Origin of the sequence: Ensifer sp. LBL, assembly GCF_050435225.1 — a bacterium.
Classification (GTDB): domain Bacteria; phylum Pseudomonadota; class Alphaproteobacteria; order Rhizobiales; family Rhizobiaceae; genus Ensifer.
Window position 1 is genome coordinate 375567 of sequence record NZ_JBNDJY010000003.1, and the last position, 18117, is coordinate 393683.

Here is an 18117-nt window from a genome sequence, read left to right on the forward strand (position 1 = left end):
CGCCGTTATGATGTCGGCAGCAGCATCGATACCAGGCGGGCGGCGGCGGCGTCGCCGACAGCAGGCAGATCCAGGATGGCCAGTCCAGCCGGCGGATAGCCGTCGGGAAGTGCCTCGCGGGCGGCATCGTCTCCAACCAGACTGCACAGCAACTGTTCGATCATCGGGTTGTGGCCGACGAGCATCAGCGCGTTTACATGCCGGTGCGCGTCGATGAGGTCGAGATAGACGCTCGTCGGACCGGAATAGAGCGCATCGATGTAGCGGATATCCAGGTCTTCGCTGACCGTGCGGAAGAATGGCTCGGCCGTTTCGCGGCAGCGCACGGCCGTCGAGCAGAGGATGCGGTCGGGGCGAATGCCCTGGTCGGCGGCCGTCTGGGCAAGCCGCTCCGCATCGATGTAGCCGACCTCGTCCAGCGATCGATCGAAATCGCGCTGGCCCGGAAGCGCCCAGCCGGAACGGGCGTGCCGCAAAAGGTAGAGGCGGAGAGCCTTGGGGGCGCTGTCTTGCATCGAATGGTTCCGGCGTTGCCTGCCGGTTGCAGCGACAGGGTAGAATTTTGTCGGCTTTCGTGTCGGCCGGCAGACCGTCACCTTTCCCCGCCCGGACCGCAAAGATCAAGCTGGCCGCCGTGATTTTTTCGGGGACTGCGGGGTGCTGCGCTTTGCCGCGGTCGCGAATGGACGATGAAATGACGCAAACACATCATTGTCACTTTTCAGCGAGCAGAGGCCGTGTCGTCGGTGGGCGCAAGTCGGAAATCAAGATCCGATGTGTAATTTTGATGAAATATTCGTCAGTTAGCCTGAAACGCGAGCAATATTAAAATACGGTTGAGTGTCTGTTCCGAGGCTTGAATCACGGCTTCCATAGGTCTATACACCGCCGCAATGAGATGTTCTTCAGGAGAATCGCGTTGAGTGAGAAGATCGATCTTAGTACCTTCGTCCTTTCCGAGGACGAAGAATTCATGAATGCCAACCACCGGGCGTATTTCCGGGCCAAGTTGAACGCTTGGAAAAATGACATCCTTCGCGAGGCACGCGAGACACTGGATCACTTGGCAGAGGAGAGCGCCAATCATCCGGATCTCGCAGACAGGGCTTCTTCCGAAACCGACCGGGCAATCGAGCTCAGAGCCAGGGACCGCCAGCGCAAGCTGATCTCCAAGATCGATGCGGCGTTGCAGCGGCTCGACGAAGGCACCTACGGCTACTGTGAAGAAACAGGCGAGCCGATCGGCCTGAAGCGACTGGACGCCCGTCCGATCGCAACCCTCTCGATCGAGGCGCAGGAGCGCCACGAGCGGCGGGAAAAGGTCTACCGGGACGAATAAGCTTTCGGGCTTTCGTAGCAGTCTGAAAAAAGGCGCGGGTCAAACCGCGCCTTTTTCCGTTGTGCCGAATTTCAAAAAAAAACGAAGCGGATCTTCGCTTCAGTATCTGGCCTCAGACAGTATCCCGCGTTGTCGCGATGCCCGACGTCGCCGTCGGGCCAATGCGCAATCAGGGCTTACGCCCGGCGGAGATGTCGGCCAGCATGCGGTTCATCTCTTCTTCGATCGTCGGCTCCTTGTGACCGCCATCGGCAGGCGCGCCGAGGGTTGGCTCCTGACGGCCGGATTGAAGCGATGCACGGTTTTCCGGAGTGACGGATGTCGCCGGGCCGAGGCGCTGCAGGTCGCCGGTGATCTCGGCGTCGAGGAGGCGCTCGAAGTCGGAAAGGGCAGCGGCCGGAGCCGGCTGAGGCTGAGGCTGAGGCTGCGACTGGATGATCGGTGCGGGGCGCTGAAGCTGCTGGGGTGGCTGCGCCTGAATGGGCTGTGGCTGCACGGTCTGAGCCATGGCGACCGGACGGCTCATCGGCATATCGACGTTCACCGAAGGGGGAGCGACGGCGGCAACGGATGGGATCTCGGGTGCCGCTTGGGCGACGGAGCGGGCAACAGGGCGCTGTTCTGCCGCAAGGGCAGGTGCGGCCACCGGGCGCTGTTCGGCCGTAACGCGCATCGGCGCCACAGGCTCGACGCGGGCGACCGGCTGTTCCTCGGTCCGGGTGATGGGGCGAACCGGCGTTGCGACGACGGGTTCGGCCTGCATCGTCGACGCGGGCTGCTGAATGGGTTCCCTGACGGCCGGACGGCTTTCAGCCATCGGTTCGGCGACCTTGCGTTCGATGACAGCGGGGCGTTCGGCCGCACGCTCGTCACCGCCGGCGACGATCCGGCTTTCGATGACGATATCCGTCGGCCCGCCGATCATGATCAGGTGCTCGACATCGTCACGGCGCACCAGCACGAGGCGCCGCCGGGTATCCACGGCGGCGGCGTCGAGCACGGCCAGACGCGGCTGGCGGTTCTTGCCGCCACGGATGAAGGGCGACGAAGGGCGGTTGCGCATGATCCAGAGTACGGCCACGAGGCACAAAAGTCCGATCGCGACCGCTGCAGCGGCGACAACGAACCGGCTGCCGTTGTCGGCGATGATCGTTTCCATCATAGGCTGAACTCCTTCTGCCTTTCGAGTGGCAGTATTTGACGGCTTTTTTCGGGCTCGGACAAGCACTTCGCCGACATTCCCTGTGAATTGGCTCGAATGCTTCCGCACAGGTGCTTTTTGCTGTTATCTCTGATTGTTAAAGATGATTCTTGTCCGAATGATCGAGGGCGTGTCGGCAATGGCCGATTTTGCCCGGCGGTTTGAGCGGATGCCGGCCGGAAGGGCTGGGCCGCGCCCGCGCGCGGCGCCGGCCGCGTAAGAGGACCCGATGACGAAATTGCGGCAGTCAGGCGACTACCAGATGCCGGTTGTTGACCGTGGCGTCAGGCCCGGAACCGTGCTGCGGATCGTGCTGCTCGCGATCGTCCTCACCGTTTCCGCCATCGCCTTCGTGATCTTCCGGAACCAGATGGAAAACGAGATCGTGCTCGGCATCCTCGGCGTTCTCGCCATGGTCGGCATCTTCTTTCTCGTGTCCTCGGTCATCGGCTTCATCGAGGTGATGCCGCAGTCGCGCCCGGACGAACTGGCGCGTGCCTTCCTCGATGCGCATGAGGACGGCACGATCGTGACCGACCGCAAGGGCCGGATCATCTATGCCAACGCCGCCTATGGCGCGTTGACGGGTGCCAGAAACGCTGCCGGCATCCAGTCGCTCGAAACAATCCTGTCGCGCAATCGCGAGGCGACGGAAGCGATCTACCGGCTGACCAACGGCCTGCACGAGGGCAAGCAGGGGCATGAGGAATTCCGCCTGCTGAAGCCGCTTGCGACCGGTGCGGCCACCGGCTCCGGCGCCCATTGGTTCCGGCTGAAGGCGCGCGTCCTGCCGCTCGAAGACAGCGAGCGCAACCCGCTCTATCTCTGGCAGATCGCCGACATTACCGCGGAGCGCGACGACCAGGAACGCTTCTTCAAGGAATTGCAGAACGCGATCGACTATCTCGACCACGCGCCCGCCGGCTTCTTCTCCGCCGGCCGCAAGGGCGAGATCTTCTACATCAACGCCACGCTCGCCGACTGGCTCGGCATCGATCTCACCAAGTTCCAGCCGGGTTCGATCAGCATCGGCGATCTGGTGGCTGGCGAAGGACTGACGCTCGTCCAGGCGGTGCAGGCCGAACCGGGTCTGAAGAAGACCAAGATGCTCGACCTCGACCTGCGCAAGATGAACGGCCAGAGCCTGCCGGTCCGCATGATCCACCGCGTTTCCTCCACCCGCGACGGCGCGCCCGGCGAAAGCCGCACCATCGTCATGTCGCGCGAGGGCGGCGAGGACAGCGACCAGTCGGCGTCGAGCGCGGCGATGCGCTTTACCCGCTTCTTCAACAACACGCCGATGGCGATCGCCTCGGTCGACGGCAATGGCCGGATCCTGCGCACCAACGCGCCGTTCCTGAAGCTGTTCTCCGGCCTCGTCTCGCAGGATGACGTCGAGCGCGGCGCGCTGATTGATGCCGTGGTGCACGAAACCGAGAAGCTTCGCCTGCACGATGCGCTTGCGGCCGCCAAGGACCGGCAGGGCGACATCGCACCGATCGACGCGCTGCATCCGACCGATGGCGAGCGCCATTTCCGCTTCTACGTCAATGCCGTGATCGACCAGACCGACCAGGCGCCGGAGGAAGCGGCGATCATCTACGCGCTGGAGATTACCGAGCAGAAAGCGCTCGAAAACCAGATGGCGCAGACGCAGAAGATGAACGCCGTGGGCACGCTTGCCGGCGGCATCGCGCACGACTTCAACAACGTCTTGACCGCGATCCTGCTGTCGTCCGACCACCTGCTTCTGTCCGCCCGCCCGGCCGACCCGAGCTTTGCCGACCTGATGGAGATCAAGCGCAACGCCAACCGTGCCGCAGTTCTCGTTCGGCAGCTGCTTGCCTTCTCGCGCAAGCAGACGATGCGGCCGACGGTGCTCAACATGACCGACGTCATCGGCGACCTGCGCATGCTGGTCGACCGCATGACCGGAACCAACGTCAAGGTCGAGGTCGATTATGGCCGCGATCTCTGGCCGGTCCGGACCGATCTCGGCCAGTTCGAACAGGTGCTGCTAAACCTTGCCGTCAATGCGCGTGACGCGATGCCCCAAGGCGGCATCATCACACTTCGCACCCGCAACCTGCCGGCGGAGGAGGTCTCGGCCTTCGGACGGCGCGAACTGCCGGACGAAGACTTCGTGATGGTCGAAGTTTCCGACCAGGGAACCGGTATTCCACCTGAGATCCTCGACAAGATCTTCGAGCCGTTCTTTACGACCAAGGAGGTCGGCAAGGGCACCGGTCTCGGCCTGTCGATGGTCTATGGCATCGTCAAGCAGTCGGGCGGCTACATCTATCCGGAATCGGAAGTCGGCAAGGGCACGACCTTCCGCATCCTTCTGCCCCGCCACATCGAGGTGCCGGTCGCTGCGGAAGAGACCGCACAGGCCGGGACAACGCCCGCGACCAATACTATGGCTGTTGCCGCGCCGGCCGCTCAGGCAGTTGCAGCACCCGCTGCAAAGCAGGAAGAGCCGACCGATCTCACCGGGGATTCGGCCGTGGTACTGTTGGTGGAAGACGAGGAGGCCGTGCGCCGCGGCGGCAAGCGCATGCTGGAAACGCGCGGATACACGGTCTATGAGGCCGGCTCCGGCGTCGAAGCGCTCGATATCATGGACGAGCTCAACGGCGCCGTCGATATCGTCGTATCCGACGTGGTGATGCCGGAAATGGACGGACCGACGCTTCTGACCGAACTCAGGAAGAAGTATCCGGACCTGAAGTTCATCTTCGTTTCGGGTTATGCCGAGGACGCCTTTGCCCGCAACCTGCCGGCGGACGCCAAGTTCGGCTTCCTGCCGAAGCCGTTCTCGCTGAAGCAACTGGCCGTCGCCGTGCGCGAAATGCTCGATTCCTAAGCCTGGTCGGTCTAAACCTCTCTTGAGCGATCCCGGTGAACTCCGGACACGAAAAAGCCCGGCGATCATTTCGCCGGGCTTTTTTGTTCGTCCAAGCCTGTCCGAGCTTACTTCGCGTTGAGCGCCACGGCGATCTCGCCGGCAAGCCGGGCATTGTTCTCGACCAGCGCAATGTTGGTCTCGAGGCTGCGGCCCTCGGTCATTTCGAAGAGGTTGCTCAGCAGATAGGGCGTGACCGCCTTGCCGGTGATCTCGTCGTTTTCGGCGTTGTCGAGCGCGCGGGCGATGTAGATTTCCATCTCTTCGCGCGGGATCTCGGCAGCTTCCGGAACCGGATTGGCGACCAGCATGCCGCCTTCGACGCCGAGCTGCTCGCGCATGGTCTGGAAGTTGGCGATGGCCGCCGGGCTGTTCAGCATCAGTGGGCTCTTGAGGCCGCTGTCGCGCGACCAGAAGGCCGGGAAGATTTCGCTGTCATAGGTGACAACAGGAACGCCGCGGGTTTCGAGCACTTCGAGCGTCTTCGGGATGTCGAGGATCGCCTTGGCGCCGGCGCAGACGACGATGACGCCGGTGCGGGCAAGTTCGTCGAGGTCGGCGGAGATGTCGAAGGAGAGCTCGGCGCCACGGTGCACGCCGCCGATGCCGCCGGTCGCAAAGACGCGGATGCCGGCGCGGGCGGCGGCAATCATCGTCGCGGCAACGGTCGTCGCGCCGGTGCGGCGCTCAGCGATCGCGAAGGCGAGGTCGGCGCGCGAGACCTTCATCGCGCCCTGGGTCTTCGCCAGTTCTTCGAGCTTGGCGTCGTCTAGGCCGATATGCAGCACGCCATGGATGACCGCGATGGTCGCCGGCACGGCACCCTGCTCGCGGATGATCGCTTCAACACTGCGGGCCATGTTCAGGTTGCCCGGGTAGGGCATGCCATGGGTGATGATGGTCGACTCCAGCGCCACGATCGGCGCGCCACGCGCCTTGGCGGCTGCGACCTCGTCGGAATATTCCATCGGCAGGAAGGGGGAAGCGGGTTTGGTCATGGTCTTTCCTTGGGAGTTCTGCTGGCAAATGTCATGACAGCATTTGGGGCACGGGCACAAGGGCCAGCGCCTGTTCGAGATTGGTCGCGGACATCTCTTCGGATGCGGCCAAGGGAGAGCGCAAGGTGATTTGAGCGGCTGCGATGCCGTGCCGCAGGCACGCGTTGATGGCGTGGCCACCAAGGCGCGCCGAGAGGAATCCGGAGGCGAGCGCGTCGCCGGCGCCGGTGACGTCGGCAAGCGCGGGAAGGGCTGGCGGAACGGCAACGCAGGTGTCTTCGCCGTCGAAGGCGACGACGGCGCGGCCGCCGCGTGTGACGACGCCACCCGTAAGGCCGACGCTTCTCAGCAACGACGGCCACTCATTCGCCTCGGCCGCATCCTTGCCGGTCAGTGCCCGGGCCTCGGACTCGTTCATGAACAGGAACGAGAGATGCGAGAGGCACGGCCGATAGCGGATGACTTTGGCCGGCGAAACGGCGATGCCGGCGACGAGGCGGCCGTTGCCGGCAGCCGACTGGGCAAGTGCGGCGATGGTTTCTTCCGGCAGGTTGGCGTCGGTCAGCACGAGCTGGCTCGTGGCAATGACCTCGCGCAGCGCCCGTCGTTGCAACTGCCGGGGCGAGAACAGCCGGTAGAGCTCCATGTCGGCAAGCGCAATCACCAGATTGCCGTCGTTTTCAAGGATCGCCGTATAGCTCGGCGTCTGGCGGTCGAGAAAGGTGAGGGGAGTGTCGATGACGCCGGCGGCGGCGGCGGCTGCGGTCACCATCTCGCCGGCCGCATCGCCGCCGCGGGTGCTGATCATGCGCACACTGTGGCCGAGGCGCGCCAGGTTGCGCGCGGCATTGAAACCACCACCGCCTGCTTCTTCGAACCAGCTTCCCGGATTGCTCGATCCTGGCGCTGTCGTTCCCGATATGCGGCCGCGCCTGTCGATATGCGCACCACCGAAAACGGCGATCTCAGCTTGCGTCATGAATGTTCCTCTGCTTGGCCGATCGGCCGAATATCTGTTGGCATCCTGCAATGCCGCATCGCGAAGCGCCACGCGCCCGACCCGTCCGAAGTGTCATGCGCCAACGAATCGGCCGGGCCTAACCGGGCATGTTCGAAGCGTTGGCGCCAACATTCGAAAACTCCGCTTTCGTTCCGTGAACAAGAATCGAACGCATGGTGGATAGCTATTGTTTTTCAATGTGTTGTCGCGCTCTTGCAAATACGGAACAAAACATGTACAAAAACTCCTGCGGCGGCTTCATTGCCTCGGTAGCTTCAATAACCTAAAGGTGGACCAAATGGCACAAAACTCTTTGCGGCTCGTAGAGGACAAATCGGTGGATAAAAGCAAGGCACTTGAAGCGGCACTTTCCCAGATCGAACGTTCGTTCGGCAAGGGATCGATCATGAAGCTCGGTGGGAAGGACAGCATCATTGAGATCGAGACGGTTTCGACCGGCTCTCTCAGCCTCGACATTGCGCTCGGCATTGGCGGCCTGCCGAAGGGCCGCATCGTTGAAATTTACGGCCCGGAAAGCTCGGGTAAGACGACGCTGGCGCTGCAGACCGTTGCGGAAGCTCAGAAGAAGGGCGGCATCTGCGCCTTCGTCGACGCAGAACACGCGCTCGACCCGGTCTACGCCCGCAAGCTCGGCGTCGACCTCGAAAACCTCCTGATCTCGCAGCCCGACACCGGCGAACAAGCGCTCGAAATCACCGACACGCTCGTGCGTTCCGGCGCGATCGACGTTCTCGTCGTCGACTCGGTTGCCGCACTCGTGCCGCGCGCCGAAATCGAAGGCGAAATGGGCGACAGCCTGCCGGGCATGCAGGCCCGCCTGATGAGCCAGGCGCTGCGCAAGCTGACGGCGTCGATCTCCAAGTCGAACTGCATGGTCATCTTCATCAACCAGATCCGCATGAAGATCGGCGTCATGTTCGGTTCGCCGGAAACCACCACCGGCGGCAACGCGCTGAAGTTTTACGCCTCGGTCCGCCTCGACATCCGCCGCATCGGCTCGGTCAAGGAGCGCGAAGAGGTGGTCGGCAATCAGACCCGCGTCAAGGTCGTCAAGAACAAGATGGCGCCTCCCTTCAAGCAGGTCGAATTCGACATCATGTATGGCGAAGGCGTATCGAAGACCGGTGAACTGGTCGACCTCGGCGTCAAGGCCGGCATCGTCGAGAAGTCGGGCGCCTGGTTCTCCTACAACAGCCAGCGTCTCGGCCAGGGCCGCGAGAACGCCAAGACGTTCCTGCGCGACAATCCGGATCTCGCACGCGAGATCGAGACGGCGCTGCGCCAGAATGCTGGCCTGATCGCCGACCGGTTCCTTGAGAATGGCGGTCCGGAAGCGGACGACGGCGACGAGCCGCCGGAAGCATAAGCCGCTCGGTCCACTGAGGTTACCCAAGAACCGGTCGCCCCATGGGCGGCCGGTTTTTTGCTGGCGTCTGGACAGTCGGATATGTGAGCGATAAAAGCCTTTGGTTCCGGCGACCCAGCGCGTTGGAGGGTGCGGTCACCGTGGGCGGCTGCAGGGTTTAGGGACAATGGCTTAGTGGCGCGGCGTGGGCCGGACCCGGGCCGGAATCGGTGCTTAAGAATAGGACGCAAGATGAGCGGCGTGAATGAAATCCGGTCGACCTTTCTCGACTATTTCCGCAGGAACGGTCACGAGGTCGTGTCGTCGAGCCCGTTGGTGCCGCGCAATGACCCGACATTGATGTTCACCAATGCCGGCATGGTGCAGTTCAAGAACGTCTTCACCGGCCTGGAACAACGCCCCTATTCGACAGCCGTGACGGCGCAGAAGTGCGTTCGCGCTGGCGGCAAGCACAACGACCTCGACAATGTCGGCTACACCGCACGCCACCACACTTTCTTCGAGATGCTCGGCAACTTCTCCTTCGGCGATTACTTCAAGGAGAACGCGATCGAGCTTGCCTGGAACCTGATCACCAAGGAGTACGGCCTCGACGCCAAGCGCCTGCTGGTCACGGTCTACCACACCGACGATGAGGCCTTCGATCTCTGGAAGAAGATCGCCGGCTTCTCCGACGACCGCATCATCCGCATTCCGACCAGCGACAATTTCTGGGCGATGGGCGATACCGGCCCCTGCGGCCCGTGCTCGGAAATCTTCTACGACCACGGCGACCACATCTGGGGCGGACCTCCGGGCTCGGCCGATGAAGACGGCGACCGCTTCATCGAGATCTGGAACCTCGTCTTCATGCAGTACGAGCAGATCACCAAGGAAGAGCGGGTTAACCTGCCGCGTCCGTCGATCGACACCGGCATGGGCCTCGAGCGCCTTGCCGCCGTTCTCCAGGGCGAGCACGACAACTACGACATCGACCTGTTCCGCGCGCTGATCGCCGCTTCTGAAGAAGCAACCGGCGTCAAGGCCGAAGGCGACCGTCGCGCCAGCCACCGCGTCATTGCCGACCACTTGCGTTCGTCCGCCTTCCTGATCGCCGATGGCGTGCTGCCGTCGAACGAAGGCCGCGGCTACGTGCTTCGCCGTATCATGCGCCGCGCCATGCGCCATGCGCAGTTGCTCGGCGCGCAGGATCCGTTGATGTGGAAGCTCCTGCCGGCGCTCGTCGGCCAGATGGGCCGCGCCTATCCGGAGCTGGTGCGCGCCGAAGCGCTGATCTCCGAGACGCTGAAGCTCGAGGAAACCCGTTTCCGCAAGACGCTGGAGCGCGGCCTCAACCTCTTGTCCGATGCCTCTGCCGATCTGTCGGAAGGCGACCAGTTCAACGGCGAGACCGCCTTCAAGCTCTACGATACCTACGGCTTCCCGCTCGACCTGACCCAGGACGCACTGCGCGCCAAGGGCATCACCGTCGATACCGACACTTTCTCGGCCGCTATGGAACGCCAGAAGGCTGAAGCCCGCGCCAACTGGGCCGGTTCCGGCGAAGCTGCGACTGAAACCATCTGGTTCGAGCTCAAGGAAAAGCACGGCGCCACCGACTTCCTCGGCTACGACACAGAGACCGCCGAAGGCGTGATCCAGGCGGTCGTGCGTGACGGCGCCGTCGTCGCCTCGGCCGCCAAGGGCGACACCGTCCAGGTCATCCTGAACCAGACGCCGTTCTATGGCGAATCGGGCGGCCAGATGGGCGACACCGGCACGATCACGACGGAAAGCGGCAAGCTCACCGTGACCGATACGCAGAAGCGCGGCGAGGGGCTCTTCGTCCACTTCGCGACCGTCGCCGAAGGCACGGTCAAGACCGGCGACGCCGCCCAGCTCGACGTCGATCATGCGCGCCGCTCGCGCCTGCGCGCCAACCATTCGGCAACGCACCTCCTGCACGAGGCGCTGCGCGAAGTGCTCGGCACCCATGTGGCCCAGAAGGGCTCGCTGGTGGCGCCCGAGCGCCTGCGCTTCGACGTCTCGCACCCGAAGCCGATGACGGCCGAGGAGCTGAAGATCGTCGAAGAGATGGCCAACGAGATCATCGTGCAGAACTCGCCGGTGACCACGCGCCTGATGAGCGTCGATGATGCGATTGCCGAAGGCGCGATGGCGCTCTTCGGCGAGAAGTACGGCGATGAAGTTCGCGTTGTCTCGATGGGCCGCGGCATCCACGGCTCCAAGGCCAACCGCGCCTATTCGGTCGAACTCTGCGGCGGCACGCATGTGTCTGCCACCGGTGACATCGGCCTCGTCCGCGTCGTCTCGGAAAGCGCCGTCGGCGCCGGCGTTCGCCGCATCGAGGCGCTGACCGGCGAAGCGGCCCGCGCCTACCTCAACGAGCAGGACGAGCGCGTCAAGACGCTTGCCAATACGCTGAAGGTTCAGCCGGGCGACGTGCTCGGTCGCGTCGAAGCTCTGCTCGACGAGCGCCGCAAGCTGGAACGCGAGCTGACCGAAGCGAAGAAGAAGCTGGCGCTTGGTGGCGGCGGCGAGGCCGGTTCTGCCGACGCAGCCCGCGACATCGCCGGCATCCGCTTCCTCGGCAAGGTCGTCTCGGGCGTCGAGCCTAAGGACCTGAAGAGCCTTGCCGACGACGGCAAGAAGAGCCTCGGCTCCGGCATCGTCGCCTTCGTCGGCGTTTCCGGTGACGGCAAGGCCAGCGCCGTCGTCGCCGTAACCGAAGACCTGACGTCGAAGCACAGCGCCGTCGACCTCGTCCGCATCGCGTCCGCCGCTCTTGGCGGCAAGGGCGGCGGCGGCCGTCCCGACATGGCCCAGGCCGGCGGCCCGGACGGAGACAAGGCAGCCGAAGCGATCGAGGCAGTGGCCGTCGCACTCGCCGGCTGATTGCCACCGACAGAATAGGAAAAGGGTGTCCGTTGCGGCACCCTTTTTTGTTTGCGGCGTCAGGTCTTATCGAGCCCGCCGAGGCGCACAAATCCTCTGCGAAAGCAGCCGGACAACTCCGCAGGATTTGTCAAATTGATCTATGGTCTACCGATCCGTGAGCAAAGCGCGAAAGGGTGGACATGGAAGAGCGGGTAACGTGGGCGACCTATGAACGGCGTCTGCACCGGGTCAGCGACTATATTTACGGCCATCTCGACGGCGATCTCGACCTCGATCGTCTCTCGGAGATTGCCTGTCTGTCGCCGCACCATTGGCATCGGATCTACCGGGCCGTTCACGGCGAGACGCTGGCCGGAACCGTCAAGCGGCTGAGGTTGCAGCGGGCCGCGGCCGATCTCGCCCAGACCGATCTTCCTGTCGAAACGATCGCGCAGCGCTCTGGCTATCCCAACCTGCAATCCTTCAACCGCACATTCAAGGCGTCCTACGGACTGCCGCCGGCGCGATACCGCAAGGAGGGAAGCCATGTCGCCTTTGAAACCGCTTCAACGGAAGGAATTCCAGACATGTACGAAGTCACCCTCAAGGAGGTCGAAGCCTTCGACGTCGTCGGCGTCGCCCACACCGGCTCCTATATGGAGATCGGCAAGGCATTCGAGACGCTCTACGGCACTCTCTTTTCGCGGCAACTGTTCCGGCCGGACATGGAGATGATCGGCATTTATCTCGACGACCCGGAACTAGTGTCGACCGATAAGCTGCGCTCTTTCGCCTGCGTCAGCGCGCGCAAGGCGATGCCCGTGGAGGCGCCTTTGACGCCACAGCATCTCGACGGCGGCCGCTATGCGGTGCTTCGCCACAAGGGCCCCTACGCGGACATGCCGAAGGCCTATCAGTGGCTCTACGGCACCTGGCTGCCGCAGTCCGGCCGCGAGATCCGCGATAGCCTGATGTTCGAGAAATATCTCAACAATCCCCGCGAAGTTGCGCCGACGGAACTCTTGAGCGAAATCTACCTGCCATTGAGGTGACGGCATCCGGACGCTACCACAATTGACGAATCGGCAGCTCGACGGCACTTTTGGTTCGGCGTGGCCTGCGCCGAACCTCCAAAGATCGTCCCCGGCACGATCCTTTCATGGAGGCAAAGGGACTTCAGTCTCGGGTCGCAATCTCGGTCCCACCGTTTCGGGTCCGGTTGCTGGGGAACTTGCCCGAGACGCGAAAGGCCCTGCCATGACTGAAAACCGAAATTTCAAACGGCGCGTTCGCGCCCGCGTCGCCAAGACCGGCGAATCCTACACCACCGCACTCATGCATCTTCGCCACGCTGCTGCGGAAGAGACGCCTCTGCAACCAAAGTCGCTGCGTCTTGCCGTGGCGCAATCCGGCTACTTCGACGACCCCAGAGACGCGGCAGCACTTCGCCTTGCCGGCGAAAGTATCCGGCGCCTGATGCGGGAAGCGCATCTGGCAGGGGCGCGTGTTGTGCACTTCCCGGAAGGAGCGACATGTTTTCCGAACAAGCGCATCATGTCCGCAATCGGGCCCCGCGACATCGGCCCGTCCGATTGGCACCGGTTCGAATGGGCGGTTCTGCGCGAGGAGCTTGACGCCATCCGAATGCTGGCGCGTGAGCTCGGCCTATGGACGGTGCTCGGCTCCGTGCACAAGCTCACCGAGCCGCATCGTCCGCACAACAGTCTCTATGTGATCTCGGACAAGGGAACGATTGCGACGCGCTATGACGAGCGCATGCTGTCCAATACCAAGATCTCTTTCATGTATACGCCCGGAACGATCCCGCTGACATTCGAGGTCGATGGCATCCGCTTCGGCTGCGCGCTCGGCATCGAGTGCCATTTTCCCGAGATTTTCCTCGAATACGAGCGGCTGAATGTCGATTGCGTCCTGTTTTCGACGTCCGGCGGCGCTCTGGAAAACGACCTTGCCTTTGCAGCCGAAGTACAGGGGCATGCGTCGAGCAACCGCTATTGGGCAAGTTTTGCCGTTCTCGCACAACCTGGCCTCACAGCCTCCTCAGGGATCGTGGCACCTGACGGACAATGGGTAACACGATGTGTGGGAGATGGGGCGTCGATGGCGATAGCCGATATCGGCAACGATCCCGACGATCCGGCCCGACCGTGGCGCCGACAGGCGAGGGGCGGGATCTACGATCCGCATATCGTCAGCGATGACCCGCGCAGCAGCCGCCGCGATATGTTCTAGGCGTAGACAGCACCTCGGCCGATGCGATCGCGCCTAAAGTGAATCAGCCTGCGGCGAGGCTTTCCGCAGAGCTGCCGCCATGCGCGTGGAATCGCCCCAGGTCGAAAGCCAGATCAGGACGGTGGTGGCAAGGGAGATGACGGCGCGCAGGGCGTGGGCGAGCCGGTCTTCGCCCGAAAGCTGCGCCTCCGCGTGATCGAGATGCGCCAACTCCTCCTCGCGGATCGACAGGATGAGGGCATGAAGCTCCGGATCCTTGTCGGCGAGGAAATGCAGTTGATCGTCGAGATGGTGATGCACGGCGGCTTCCACGGCGGCCGTGCAGGCCCATATGCCGCGACGCCCGAAGAGCGCGGTCACGAACCCGAGCAACCACCCGCCCAGGCTCCAGAACTGCATGATGCGGCAGGGTCGAGATTTTCGTGCAGGCATCGCCGCGCGAAACAGCGCGCAGTGCTCGATCTCGTGACCAAGCATTTCCGAGAGCATCGGCACGCAATCCGGATAGAGCCTGCGGACGACCGCGATCTGGGCTCCATAAATGCGGATCGCGCCGAATTCCCCGGCGTGATTGACCCTGACGATGCGAGCGATCGTCAGGGCGTTGCGCGGGGAAATCGGCGCGATCATTTTTTCAAGCTCGGTCGAGCTTATCAGGCAGCCATGGCCTTCTGCAGGTTCTCGTCGATCTTGTCGAGGAAGCCGGTGGTCGAGAGCCACGGCTGATCGGGGCCGATGAGCAGCGCCAGGTCCTTGGTCATGAAGCCGGCTTCGACGGTGTCGACGCAGACCTTCTCGAGCGTTTCGGAGAACTTTGCGAGTTCGGCATTGCCGTCGAGCTTGGCGCGGTGGGCAAGGCCACGGGTCCAGGCGAAGATCGAGGCGATCGAGTTCGTCGAGGTTTCCTCGCCCTTCTGGTGCTGGCGGTAGTGACGGGTCACCGTGCCGTGCGCAGCTTCAGCTTCAACCGTCTTGCCATCCGGCGTCATCAGAACCGAGGTCATCAGGCCGAGCGAGCCGAAGCCCTGGGCAACGATGTCGGACTGAACGTCACCGTCGTAGTTCTTGCACGCCCAGACGTAACCGCCGGACCACTTCAGAGCCGAAGCGACCATGTCGTCGATCAGGCGGTGTTCGTACCAGATCTTCAGTTCCTTGAACTTGTCGGCGAATTCGGCGTCGAAGACCTGCTGGAAGATGTCCTTGAAGCGGCCGTCATAGACCTTGAGGATCGTGTTCTTGGTCGACAGGTAGACCGGAACCTTGCGCTGGATGCCGTAGTTGAAGGAAGCGCGCGCGAATTCGGTGATCGAATCGTCCAGGTTGTACATGCCCATGGCAACGCCGGCCGACGGTGCGTCGAAGACGTCGTATTCGATTTCCTTGCCGTCTTCGCCGACGAACTTCATCGTCAGCTTGCCCTTGCCCGGGAACTTGAAGTCGGTGGCGCGGTACTGGTCGCCGAAAGCGTGACGGCCGACGATGATCGGCTTGGTCCAGCCCGGAACCAGGCGCGGCACGTTCTTGCAGATGATCGGCTCGCGGAAGATGACGCCGCCGAGGATGTTGCGGATCGTGCCGTTCGGCGACTTCCACATCTTCTTCAGCTTGAATTCCTCGACGCGGGCTTCATCCGGCGTGATCGTGGCGCACTTGACGCCGACGCCGTGCTTCTTGATCGCGTTGGCAGCGTCGATCGTTACCTGGTCTTCGGTCGCATCGCGGTTTTCGACGCTGAGGTCGTAATATTCCAGATCGACATCGAGGTAGGGATGGATCAGCTTGTCCTTGATGAACTGCCAGATGATGCGGGTCATCTCATCGCCGTCGAGTTCGACGACCGGATTGGCGACCTTAATCTTTGCCATGAATATGCCTCGTAGCTTATGCGGGACAGCGGGAGCGATGTCCCTTCCTCTCTGAAAAATCCTGTGCCCTATAGCACTCAGAACCGACAAGGCAAAGCATGCTTGGCTGAAACTTTGGATGGAGGTGGAGGCGGACCTCGGATGGCTCTTCGCCACCGCTTTTCGACGCCCGCTTTCGTCGCGCCGGCCTTGCAAAGATCGCGTCTGCCGCTATTCAGGAAGAACCGGCGAAAGCGGCGCGCGTCCACAGGCGGCCGCGGGACAGGCAAAGGCTACCGATGGCACTTCGTTCCCGTATGCGCGATTGGCTTCTTGCCAATGATCCGGCCTTCTCCCGCCTGCGGCAGGCCTCGCGCATCACCGCAACGATCGTCGTTTCCATCCTTTTGCTGATGGCGTTTCATTACCTGGTCGCACCGTTGCCGCCGGCCGCTTTCGGGCTTGCGGCGTCGCTGTCGATCGAAGGGGGGCTGGCGGTGCGCGATCGCACCATCGCCGGCCAGCGGCTCACCCGCATCATCGCCGTCCTCGTCGGCGTTTCGATGGTCGGGCTTGCGTCGGTGCTCGAGAATCACCGCTACGTCTCCGACGTCGTCTTCCTGCTGATCATCTTCCTCGCGGTTTATGGCCGCTCCTTCGGCCCGCGCGGTTTTGCCGTCGGCATGTTCGCCTTCATGTCCTATTTCACCGGTGCCTATCTGAGGCCAACGCTCGACCAATTGCCGGCGCTGTTCTTCGGGGCGGCCGTGTCGGCCACGGTCGCGCATCTCGTCCGCACGCGGCTGCTGCCGGACGATCGCTATCGCGACCTCCTGCGCGCCACGGCAAGCGTGCAGCGCCGCGTCGACCAGATGCTGCTGCAACTGGCGGAGATCGCCCGCAAGCCCGTCCTGTCGCCGGCCGATCGTCGTCAATTGCATGCGGCTGAAGAGCGGCTGAAGGAAGCGGTGCTGATGGCCGAGAGCTTCATTCCGACGGAAAACCGGCGCCCGGAACCGCAGCCCGGCCTCACCACCTCCGACCTCGTCATCAACCTCTTCGACCTGCACCTTGCGGCCGAAAGCGTGATGGTTGTCAGCTTCCAGTCGATGCCACCGCCGGCACTGGTGGAGGCGATGGTGGCGCGCGACGGCGAGCGGATCGACGCGGAGATCGCGCGGCTCGGCGATGCGGCTCCGCGCCGCGAAGAAACGGTGAAGGCGCTGCTGTGGCTGCGCAACGTCCGGCAGAGGCTTGCCCGGAGCCTTGCAAAGCTGACGCCGGCCGATCTGGAGGAAACGCCACCGCACTTGAGTGGCGTTTCCACCCGCTGGAAGCCGTCGCTGGACGATCCCGCCCTGAAGGCGGCGATCCAGATCACTCTGGCTTCAGGTATCGCCATGGTTTTCGGGCTGATGCTGTCACGCGAGCGCTGGTTCTGGGCGGTGCTTGCGGCGTTTCTCGTCTTCACCAACACGCGCTCGCGCGGCGACACGGCGCTCAAGGCGCTGCAGCGCTCGGCCGGTACGCTCTTTGGCATCGTGGTCGGCATCGTCATCGGCACGCTGGTGGCCGGCAATATCTATCTGGTGCTGCCGCTCAGCGCCCTTTGCGTCTTTCTGGCGTTCTATTTCCTCGCCGTCTCCTATGCGACAATGACCTTCTTCATCTCCGTCGTGCTGTCGCTGGTCTACAGCCTGATGGGCGTGCTGAGCCCGCATCTGCTGCAACTGCGCCTGGAGGAAACCCTGATCGGTTCGATCGCCGGTGCTGCGGTCGCCTTCGTCGTCTTTCCGACGCGCACCCGCACGACGCTCGATGCCGCCGTCGCAAGCTGGTGCGACGAGCTCAAAGGCCTGCTGCAGGCGGCGCGCGACGGGGCCTCGGGGCTGGTGCTGATCGCCCGGTCGCAGGCGCTCGACCGCGCCTATCGTGACCTGGCGGCGGCAGCAAAGCCGCTCGGGCTTCCCTGGCAGCTGGTAACGCGTCCCGGTCACGTGCGTCAGGCGCTGGCGATCTTCATGGCCTGCACCTACTGGGCGCGGGTCTTCGCCCGGCGTGTCGGCACGGATGCGGAGCTGGAAGGAAGCGATTTCAAGGCGGATATCGACGCCAATCTCGCGCTCGTCCAGACGGTGCGCGACAAGGCGTCAGCGTACTTCTACGAGGTCGGCCGCATCGGTGCGCCGGTCGACCGCCATCTGCCGATCTCGAAGGACGATGCCGAGCTCGGACTCGAAATGATCGGAGTGTCTCTCAACCGGCTTCATTTGTAGTGGCCTTTAATTTCGCCGCCATTTGTGCAAGGGA

At 63.2% G+C, this 18117-nt stretch carries 13 protein-coding genes; 7 read left to right on the forward strand and 6 right to left on the reverse strand.

The genetic code is table 11. The features are described 5' to 3' along the window. Nucleotides 1-5 precede the first annotated feature (5 nt). Entirely contained in the window at nt 6-515 is a 510-nt protein-coding gene (locus OKW20_RS13455) for a SixA phosphatase family protein (RefSeq protein WP_429172877.1), read from the reverse strand. A 404-nt stretch (nt 516-919) separates the two neighbouring features. On the opposite strand from OKW20_RS13455, the gene dksA reads away from it, so the two are divergent. Then, nucleotides 920-1339, forward strand: a complete 420-nt coding sequence (gene dksA, locus OKW20_RS13460) for an RNA polymerase-binding protein DksA (protein ID WP_043614592.1) — start codon at nt 920-922, stop codon at nt 1337-1339. Nucleotides 1340-1508: 169 nt separating this feature from the next. Here dksA and OKW20_RS13465 read toward each other — a convergent pair whose 3' ends face one another. Continuing rightward, entirely contained in the window at nt 1509-2501 is a 993-nt protein-coding gene (locus OKW20_RS13465) for a flagellar biosynthetic protein FliO (protein ID WP_429172879.1), read from the reverse strand. 268 nt (nt 2502-2769) lie between these two features. On the opposite strand from OKW20_RS13465, the gene cckA reads away from it, so the two are divergent. Continuing rightward, nucleotides 2770-5406, forward strand: coding sequence for a cell cycle histidine kinase CckA (cckA, locus tag OKW20_RS13470; protein WP_429114203.1), 2637 nt, complete (start codon nt 2770-2772; stop codon nt 5404-5406). A 107-nt stretch (nt 5407-5513) separates the two neighbouring features. Here cckA and OKW20_RS13475 read toward each other — a convergent pair whose 3' ends face one another. Beyond that, a complete protein-coding gene (locus OKW20_RS13475) occupies nt 5514-6443 on the reverse strand; it encodes a pseudouridine-5'-phosphate glycosidase (protein WP_043614584.1) in 930 nt (309 codons plus the stop codon). Nucleotides 6444-6474: 31 nt separating this feature from the next. After that, complete coding sequence (locus OKW20_RS13480; RefSeq protein WP_429172882.1) at nt 6475-7422, reverse strand: carbohydrate kinase family protein; 948 nt, start codon at nt 7420-7422, stop codon at nt 6475-6477. A 319-nt stretch (nt 7423-7741) separates the two neighbouring features. Between OKW20_RS13480 and recA the strand changes: the two genes are divergently transcribed. The 4 genes from recA (at nt 7742) to OKW20_RS13500 (ending at nt 13960) form a co-directional block, all read left to right on the forward strand. Beyond that, on the forward strand, nt 7742-8830 hold the full coding sequence (gene recA, locus OKW20_RS13485; RefSeq protein WP_043614579.1) for a recombinase RecA: 1089 nt from the start codon (nt 7742-7744) through the stop codon (nt 8828-8830). A gap of 231 nt (nt 8831-9061) precedes the next feature. Further along, entirely contained in the window at nt 9062-11725 is a 2664-nt protein-coding gene (gene alaS, locus OKW20_RS13490) for an alanine--tRNA ligase (protein ID WP_429172885.1), read from the forward strand. Nucleotides 11726-11907: 182 nt separating this feature from the next. Next, complete coding sequence (locus OKW20_RS13495; RefSeq protein WP_429172888.1) at nt 11908-12759, forward strand: AraC family transcriptional regulator; 852 nt, start codon at nt 11908-11910, stop codon at nt 12757-12759. Between the two features lie 205 nt (nt 12760-12964). Then, nucleotides 12965-13960 carry a carbon-nitrogen hydrolase family protein gene (locus tag OKW20_RS13500; protein ID WP_429172891.1) on the forward strand — a complete coding sequence of 332 codons (996 nt, stop codon included), beginning with the start codon at nt 12965-12967 and terminating at the stop codon, nt 13958-13960. Between the two features lie 33 nt (nt 13961-13993). Here OKW20_RS13500 and OKW20_RS13505 read toward each other — a convergent pair whose 3' ends face one another. Both OKW20_RS13505 and OKW20_RS13510 read right to left on the reverse strand, forming a co-directional pair. After that, nucleotides 13994-14590, reverse strand: a complete 597-nt coding sequence (locus tag OKW20_RS13505; protein ID WP_429172894.1) for a demethoxyubiquinone hydroxylase family protein — start codon at nt 14588-14590, stop codon at nt 13994-13996. Between the two features lie 23 nt (nt 14591-14613). Then, a complete protein-coding gene (locus tag OKW20_RS13510; RefSeq protein WP_043614565.1) occupies nt 14614-15828 on the reverse strand; it encodes an NADP-dependent isocitrate dehydrogenase in 1215 nt (404 codons plus the stop codon). A 278-nt stretch (nt 15829-16106) separates the two neighbouring features. Here OKW20_RS13510 and OKW20_RS13515 point away from each other — a divergent pair, with 278 nt between their 5' ends. Beyond that, nucleotides 16107-18083 (forward strand): FUSC family protein, encoded by a 1977-nt coding sequence (locus tag OKW20_RS13515; RefSeq protein WP_429172897.1) that lies wholly within the window; start codon nt 16107-16109, stop codon nt 18081-18083. Nucleotides 18084-18117 lie beyond the last annotated feature (34 nt).